Annotated in this window: 8 protein-coding genes; 7 read left to right on the top strand and 1 reads right to left on the bottom strand. The window is 31.8% G+C overall.

Going from position 1 to position 7414, the window contains the following annotated elements; translation table 11 throughout:
• Positions 1 to 1232: helicase HerA-like domain-containing protein (locus DIU01_RS12950; protein WP_290835121.1), on the bottom strand; the 1232-nt coding region annotated here is incomplete at its 3' end.
• Positions 1233 to 1622: 390 nt separating this feature from the next.
• Here DIU01_RS12950 and DIU01_RS12945 point away from each other — a divergent pair.
• Genes DIU01_RS12945 through DIU01_RS12915 form a run of 7 tightly spaced genes read left to right on the top strand, consistent with a single transcriptional unit; the run spans position 1623 to position 7342 of the window.
• Positions 1623 to 2444, top strand: coding sequence for a MotA/TolQ/ExbB proton channel family protein (locus tag DIU01_RS12945; protein WP_290835119.1), 822 nt, complete (start codon positions 1623 to 1625; stop codon positions 2442 to 2444).
• Positions 2445 to 2489: 45 nt separating this feature from the next.
• Positions 2490 to 3119: a biopolymer transporter ExbD gene (locus DIU01_RS12940; RefSeq protein WP_290835116.1), complete on the top strand. Its 630-nt coding sequence runs from the start codon at positions 2490 to 2492 to the stop codon at positions 3117 to 3119.
• 17 nt (positions 3120 to 3136) lie between these two features.
• Complete coding sequence (locus DIU01_RS12935) at positions 3137 to 3718, top strand: biopolymer transporter ExbD (RefSeq protein WP_290835114.1); 582 nt, start codon at positions 3137 to 3139, stop codon at positions 3716 to 3718.
• Positions 3719 to 3729: 11 nt separating this feature from the next.
• Positions 3730 to 4530 carry an energy transducer TonB gene (locus tag DIU01_RS12930; protein WP_290835112.1) on the top strand — a complete coding sequence of 267 codons (801 nt, stop codon included), beginning with the start codon at positions 3730 to 3732 and terminating at the stop codon, positions 4528 to 4530.
• A gap of 2 nt (positions 4531 to 4532) precedes the next feature.
• Positions 4533 to 4772, top strand: coding sequence for a hypothetical protein (locus tag DIU01_RS12925; RefSeq protein WP_290835110.1), 240 nt, complete (start codon positions 4533 to 4535; stop codon positions 4770 to 4772).
• The gene (locus DIU01_RS12920) at positions 4762 to 5685 is read left to right on the top strand and encodes a PstS family phosphate ABC transporter substrate-binding protein (RefSeq protein ID WP_290835098.1); all 924 of its coding nucleotides are present in this window, start codon (positions 4762 to 4764) and stop codon (positions 5683 to 5685) included. The genes DIU01_RS12925 and DIU01_RS12920 overlap by 11 nt, the downstream gene beginning before the upstream one ends.
• 1 nt (position 5686) lies before the next feature.
• A complete protein-coding gene (locus DIU01_RS12915; RefSeq protein ID WP_290835096.1) occupies positions 5687 to 7342 on the top strand; it encodes a hypothetical protein in 1656 nt (551 codons plus the stop codon).
• Positions 7343 to 7414: the final 72 nt, after the last annotated feature.

Genomic DNA, 7414 nt, shown 5'->3' with positions numbered 1-7414 from the left:
ATTCTACTCATTGGTGCGCGCATCATTGTTGCAGCTAATGGCGTTGGAATTCCTTTTTCGTTTAATGCGGTTACAAATGCTTCACCAATTCCAAGCGAAGTCAATATTTCATCCGTTTGATAATAATCAGATGTTGGGTAGTTGTCTGCCGTTTGTTTGATGGCTTGTCGGTCATTTGCTGTGAAAGCTCTCAAAGCATGTTGGATTTTCAATCCCAATTGCGCCAAAACACCTTTAGGAATATCCATCGGATTTTGAGTTACGAAATAAACACCAATTCCTTTAGATCGAATTAATTTGATAATAGTTTCAATTTGATCCAATAAAACTTTGCTGGCTTCATCAAAAATTAAATGGGCTTCATCAATAAACAAAACCAATTCTGGTTGGTCAACATCACCTTTTTCTGGCATTTGTTGATAAATTTCTGCCAACAAACTCAACATAAAAGTAGAGAACAATTTAGGTTTGTCTTGAATATCGGTCAATCTTAAGATATTTACATAGCCTTTTCCGTTTTCGTCAATTCTTAATAAATCATCAATTTCAAATGATTTTTCGCCAAAAAAGAAATCACCGCCTTGTTGTTCTAATTCGATTATTTTTCTCAGAATTGTTCCAGTCGTTGCGGTAGAAATCTTCCCATATTCTTCCGATATTTCATCTTTTCCTTCGTCAGTTATATAATTAAGGACTTTTTTAATGTCTTTTAAATCCAATAATGGCATCTTTTTATCGTCGCAATATTTGAAAATTACTGATACAACTCCAGCTTGTGTATCGTTCAAATCTAATATTCGTGAAAATAGAACTGGTCCAAATTCAGAAATTGTTGCTCTCATTCTAACGCCATCTTGAGCCGATAGTGTCATCAATTCAACCGGAAACGATGTTACATTATAAGGTATATCAATTTTAGTATGACGTTCTGTAATAAATCCTTGTTCAATTCCAGGTTTTGCAATTCCAGAAAAGTCACCTTTTATATCCATCATCAATACCGGAATTCCAAAAGAAGACAATTGTTCAGATAAAACTTGAATGGTTTTTGTTTTTCCAGTTCCAGTTGCTCCAGCAATTAATCCATGACGGTTTAAAGTTTTTAACGGAATTTTTACTTTGGTTTCACCTATAGGTTCGCCATCTAAAATTGCTGCTCCTAATACTAAACTTTCACCTTTTGAAGTGTAACCTGCGTTGATATGTTGGATAAAATCTTCCTTTTTACTCATTTTACTAGATATTTATGGTTGAATTTGGACTAAAATCAGTGCAAGATACTACTTTTTTGAAATTCTAGAGGTCCAAATTCTGACATAGTAAACGTTAATATTTCCCTAAATTCAACAATCTCGAACTTTTTTTTATACTATTCGATTAAAAAATAACGTTATAGGTTTGGTAAGGAAGTTGATTTAAATGATTAATTTCTAGAACTTTTAAATTTTTAGCACTAAAAGAATTGTTTTATTAAAATTAATTTTAAGAATTTCTCTGTTTTAAGAGAATGTTATAAATAACAAAAAAAGTTTTTTTATTAAAACTAAAAATTTAAATTTGCTCCTATTCAAGTTTATATACAACTAAAACTTATAATTATTAAAAACTTAAAATTTTAAAAAATGGCAAACGTTAAAAAAGAAAACGGTTCAAATGGTGGTGGAATGATCACAGGGATTATTATTGTAGCATGTATTTTAGTGGGTACATTAGTATGGAAATTTATTATGGGTGCAGAGGCAAACTTTGAACCAGGAAGTTTCAATACTGAACATCCAAAACCAATCAATACTTTAGGTATGGTTTACATGGGAGGATTTATAGTTCCTATATTATTAGGTATGTTATTGATGGTAATTGTTTTCTCATTTGAAAGATATTTTGTTATCGCTAAAGCTGCTGGTAAAGCAAATCTAGATAAATTCATGAAAAATGTTCTTGGTGACATTAAAGAAGGAAAAATCGAAGATGCAATCAATGCTTGTGATAAACAACAAGGTTCAGTTGCAAATGCAATTAAATCTGCTTTGGTTAAATATCAAGACGTTAAAAAAGAAGGATTCAATAGTGAAGAAGCTTCAGAGATGATTCACAAAGAAATTGAAGAGGCTACTACATTAGAAATGCCAATGTTAGAAAAACACATGACTATTCTTTCTACATTAGTTTCTTTAGGAACATTAGGTGGATTATTAGGTACAGTATCAGGGATGATCAAAGCGTTTGGTGCGTTAGCTTCTGCTGGAACTCCAGACCAAGCTGCTCTTGCAACAGGTATTTCTGAAGCACTTATTAACACTGCAACAGGTATTGCAACTTCTGCATTAGCAATTATCATGTACAACTTTTTCAATTCAAAAATTGACGCATTAACGTATTCAATCGATGAGGCTGGAACAGCTATTGTTAATACGTACAGAAGAATGAGAGGAAGCATTAAATAATTTATTGTTTGATTTTCAAATAATAGATACTAATAAATATAAAAGATGGCAAAAATAAAAATGTCCAAAAACGTTGGTGCAATTGATATGACAGCAATGTGTGATGTGGCCTTTCTTTTACTCACGTTCTTTATCTTAACTGCTACAGCTAAAACTCCAGAAGCTTTACCTGTAACAACACCTTCTTCAACTGTAAAAAATAAATTACCTGATACAGGATTGGTTTTAATTACTGTTGGAAGTAGTGAAGGAAAAGATAAAGTGTTTTTTGGAATGAAGGACAGAGATGTTCGCCAAAAAACATTAGAATTGATGGGTGAAAAATATGGAGTAAAATTTTCTGATAAAGAATATCAACAGTTTTCTTTGATGGAAGAATTTGGAGTGCCAATAAATGTTTTGAATTCAATTATCAATATGAACAGTACTGACAGAAGTAAACCTGGAGTTCAATCAGGTATACCGTTAGACTCGTTAGATAATCAATTAAAAGATTGGGTTTACACAGCACGTCAAGCTAATATCGAATTAGGAAAAGAAAAAGAATTGTCTTTTGCTATTAAAGGTGATGCTAAGCAACAATATCCAAAAATTAAAAAAGTAATGGATATTTTACAAGACCAAAAAATAAACAGTTTCGATTTAGTGACTGGTGCAAGAGGTAAAGACTATTAACCGTAATATAAAATAACATGGCACAATTAAATACCGACGACGGCGGAGGTAAAAAAGGCGGTGGCAAAGTAAGAAGTAAAAAACAAAATGCTGCAGTTGATTTAACTGCAATGGTTGATTTAGCTTTTTTACTAATCACGTTCTTTATGCTTACCACATCGTTATCAAAGCCTCAGTCAATGGACTTGGCTTTACCAGATAAAGAAGAGGAAGACGAGCCAAAAAATATTATGAAAACCGATCAAAGAAGAACAATGACTGTTATTCTTGGTGACAATGATAAAATAAAATGGTTTCATGGACTTATAGAAGCTCCAGAGGCTAATGGTAAGCCACAAACTACAGTTTACGGAAAAGAAGGTATTCGAAAAGAATTACTTAAAAGAGTAGAATCTGTTCCTCAAGTTACTGGTAGTAAAGACAAAGGTTTGATCGTAATTATTAAACCTACAAAAAAATCTACTTATAAAAATTTAGTAGATATTTTAGATGAAATGGCAATATGTAAAGTGCCTACAAATGCGATTGTTAACGAATTTTCTCCAGAGGAAAATAAATTGGCAGAAGAATTAAATAAAGGTGTTACTACAACACCATAATACTAAAAAAGATGAAATTAGATTTATTAAATAATAAATGGATTGATATCGTTTTTGAAGGTCGTAATAAAAGTTATGGTGCTTATGACTTACGTAAAAAAAATACGAGTACAAACATCCGAGCATTTATTATTGGAGCTTTTATTTTTTCTTTAGGTATTGCTGCACCTGTAATTATTAATATGTTGCCAGATTCTTCTTCAGAAGATGATGAGATCGTAACTAAAGTAACAAGTGTAAAGTTACCACCAAAAGAAGAAAAGCCTAAAGAAAATATTCCACCACCTCCACCGCCACCTCCAAAAGTGGATCAGGTAAAATTTGTTAAGCCAGTTGTGGCTAAAACAAACGAGGTGACAGAAGAACCACCAAAAGTAGAAGAGATTAAGGACAAAAATATTGGTAAAGAGGATATTAAAGGTGATCCAAATGCTGATCTTGTTTTAACTCCTCCAGGTGATGGACCAAAACAAGCAGAAGTTACTGAAGATAATACAATTTACAATTCTGCAGGTATTGAAGTAAAACCAGAATTTCCTGGTGGAATTCAAAAATGGTATTCATTTCTTAAAAATAACTTTTCAGCTCCAGATGAGCCAGGTTTAAAAGGAAAAGTTATTGTTTCTTTCGTTGTTGAAAAAGATGGTTCATTAACAGATATCAAAGTTTTAAGAGATATCGGTTTTGGAACTGGTAAAGAAGCAGAAAGAGTACTTAGAAAAGGACCAAGATGGACACCAGCTGAACAAAATGGTAAAAAAGTAAGATGTTCTTTCATCCAAACGTTCTCTGTAGAAACTCCAGAAGAATAATAATGTTTGAAAATTTTAGAAATAATTTCCAGAAGAAATCGCTTCAAGAGCGATTTCTTCTATTTATAGGAATTCTGTTTTTTTTGATTTATTTAACATTTGGTGTAATTATCATTCTTTGGGAGAAATTTCCACTACGATTGCAACCAATGTACAGAATTGCACTTGGTGTATTAATGATTGTTTACGGTTTTTTTAGATTTTATCGCGCTTTTAATATCAATAAAGAAGATGAAGAATAAAGTAAAATATTTGGCATTAATTCCGGTTATTATCCTAGCTGTTGTTTTATCATGTGGTAAAAAAGAGACTAATGAAAAGAATTCCGATTCAATAATATCTGGAACTACTTCTATTTTAGTTGATGAATCATTAATGCCTATTGTAGAAGATCAAGTTACGGTTTTTGAAAGCCAGTATAAAGCCAAAATTAAATTACTTCCTAAATCGGAAAAAGAAGCGGTTATAGATTTTTCTAAAGGAGTTTCAAGGATTATCATTTTATCCAGAGATTTGAATAAAGAAGAAAAGTCTTTTTTTGAAAAGAAAAAGATTAAACCAATCGTTACAGCATTTGCAATTGACGCTGTTACTTTTGTAAAAAACAACAAATCCAACGATACTTTAATCGAATTAAAGCAAGTTATTGATTTTTTGAAAGGTTCAAAAAATGATATTAAAGGATTGGTTTTTGATAATCCAAATTCGAGTTCGGTAAGATATTTATGTGAACTTGCAGGAATAGAATCGCTACCAACAGAAGGAGTTTTTTCTGTTAAAACAAACAATGAAGTACTAAAATTCGTATCTGAAAATAACGGATTGATTGGCGTAGTAGGTTTGAATTGGTTAACACAACCAAAACCAGAAATGGAAAAGTACATTGACGAACTAAAAGTTCTAAGTGTTAAAGGTGTTGATGGTGAGTATGTTTCGCCTACGCAAGACAACATCGCTACGCGAACCTATCCTTTGGCACGTGTTTTGCATATTATCAATTGTCAAGGTTATAATGGTTTAGGAATGGGCTTTGCTTCATTCATTGCTGGAGAAATCGGACAACGAATAATTTTACAATCTGGACTTGCTCCATTGCGTGAACCAAGTAGAAATATTAAGATTAGAAATCAAATAGAAAATAAAAAAGTAAAATAAGATGAGCAAATTTAAAATTTTCAGTATCGCTTTGTTAGCTTCAGCCGTGAGCCAAGCGCAAGATTTAGATCAAGCTACAAAAGCAATTGATGCTGAACAGTATGAAAAGGCAAAATCGATGTTAAAAAGTATTGTTCAATCAAAGAACACTGGTAAAGCTTCGTTTCTTTTAGGAAATATTTATTTAACCCAAAGTGTAGAAGACTCAGCTAAAATCTTTTTTGATAAAGGATTAACAGCAGATGGCGGAAAAATAAACAACATTGGTTTAGGTCAACTTGATTTAAACAAGGGTGATGCTGTTTCTGCTAAAGCTAAATTCGATCAAGTTTTAAAAGATCTTAAGAAAAAAGATATTGAAGAATATGTGTATGTTGCTAAAGCATACATGAATGCTGACAAACCAGATTATAAAAGTGCAATTGCTGTTTTAACTAAAGCAAAAGCCGCTAACCCAACAAATGCCTACGTGAACTTAGCTTTAGGTGATGCATTCTATGGTGATAAAAATCAAAATGAAGCGTATTCTGCTTACAGAAGTGCTTACCAAGCAGATAGTTCTTTAATAAGAGCTAAAATGCAATTGGGTGTTTTACTTAAAGGTGCAAAAGCTTATACTGAAGCTGTAAAAGCGTTTGATGAAGTAGTTGGTTTAAATGCAAATTATGGTCCTGTTTACAGAGAACTTGCAGAAACTTACTATTTATGGGCGAACAATGTTCCAAAAACGTACACAGAGAATATTCAAAAAGCACTTGGATATTATGAAAAATACATGTCATTGACAGATTACTCTTTGTCTTCTCGTATGCGTCATGCTGACTTTTTAATCTTGGCTAGAGATTATAAAGCTTTAGAAAAAGAAGCTAACGAAATGCAAAAACTAGATAAAGTAAATCCAAGAATTATGCGTTATTTAGGATATTCTGCTTATGAAAATGGAAATCCAGACGCTGCAATTACTGCTTTAAATGAATTTATCAATAAAGGTTCAAACAAAGTTATTTCTGGAGATTATTTCTATCTTGGATTAGCTTCAGTTAAAAAATCTATTGGTGCTGATATGAAAACTGTAGATCGAACAGTATTAGCTTCTGGAATTGCAAATGTAAAAAAAGCTGTTGATGCTGAGCCTTCTTTAGCAAACGCTTTAAACGAAATTGGTAAAAAATATTTCACAGAAAAGGTGTATGATGTTTCTGCAGCTATTTTTGAAATCGCTATTTCTAATCCAAATTCTAAAAACTTCCTTGAAGACAATATCTATTACGGATTAGCAGCTTACACTGTTAATAGAAATAAAGATTTAAAAGATAGAGATGTTGCTAGCTTGCAAAAAGCAGATTTAGCAATGGATGCTGTAATTGTAGCTTCACCAACGTACTTAGAATCTTATTTGTATAAAGCTAGAATTAATGGTTCTTTGGAAAAAGATGATGTTATGGCTGCTACTTATCAAAAATATTTAGATTTAGTATTAGCTAAAGGTCCAGAAGAAGTTACTAAAAATAAAGCTAAAGTTACGGAGTCTTATAACAGTATCGCAGCATTCTATGCAAATACTGATAAAGCTAAAGCTAAAGAGTTTTTTAATAAAACATTAGCATTAGATCCTACAAATACATACGCTTTAGATTCTTTGAAATTACTTAAATAATCTACTGATATTCAAAATATAAGCCGACTCGTAACTGAGTCGGCTTTTTTGTTTTTCTTAAATTTAAAATAA

Source organism: Flavobacterium sp. (assembly GCF_003525665.1).
In the GTDB taxonomy this organism is placed as follows: domain Bacteria; phylum Bacteroidota; class Bacteroidia; order Flavobacteriales; family Flavobacteriaceae; genus Flavobacterium.
Note: the sequence above shows the minus strand (reverse complement) of the source record. Positions and strands in the feature narration are given on the sequence as shown.

Bases quoted from the DNA above. Each gene is read 5' to 3' on its own strand.
- DIU01_RS12945 (WP_290835119.1), top strand. From the start codon at position 1,623: ATGGCAAACGTTAAAAAAGAAAACGGTTCAAATGGTGGTGGAATGATC.
- DIU01_RS12940 (WP_290835116.1), top strand. From the start codon at position 2,490: ATGGCAAAAATAAAAATGTCCAAAAACGTTGGTGCAATTGATATGACA.
- DIU01_RS12935 (WP_290835114.1), top strand. From the start codon at position 3,137: ATGGCACAATTAAATACCGACGACGGCGGAGGTAAAAAAGGCGGTGGC.
- DIU01_RS12930 (WP_290835112.1), top strand. From the start codon at position 3,730: ATGAAATTAGATTTATTAAATAATAAATGGATTGATATCGTTTTTGAA.
- DIU01_RS12925 (WP_290835110.1), top strand. From the start codon at position 4,533: ATGTTTGAAAATTTTAGAAATAATTTCCAGAAGAAATCGCTTCAAGAG.
- DIU01_RS12920 (WP_290835098.1), top strand. From the start codon at position 4,762: ATGAAGAATAAAGTAAAATATTTGGCATTAATTCCGGTTATTATCCTA.
- DIU01_RS12915 (WP_290835096.1), top strand. From the start codon at position 5,687: ATGAGCAAATTTAAAATTTTCAGTATCGCTTTGTTAGCTTCAGCCGTG.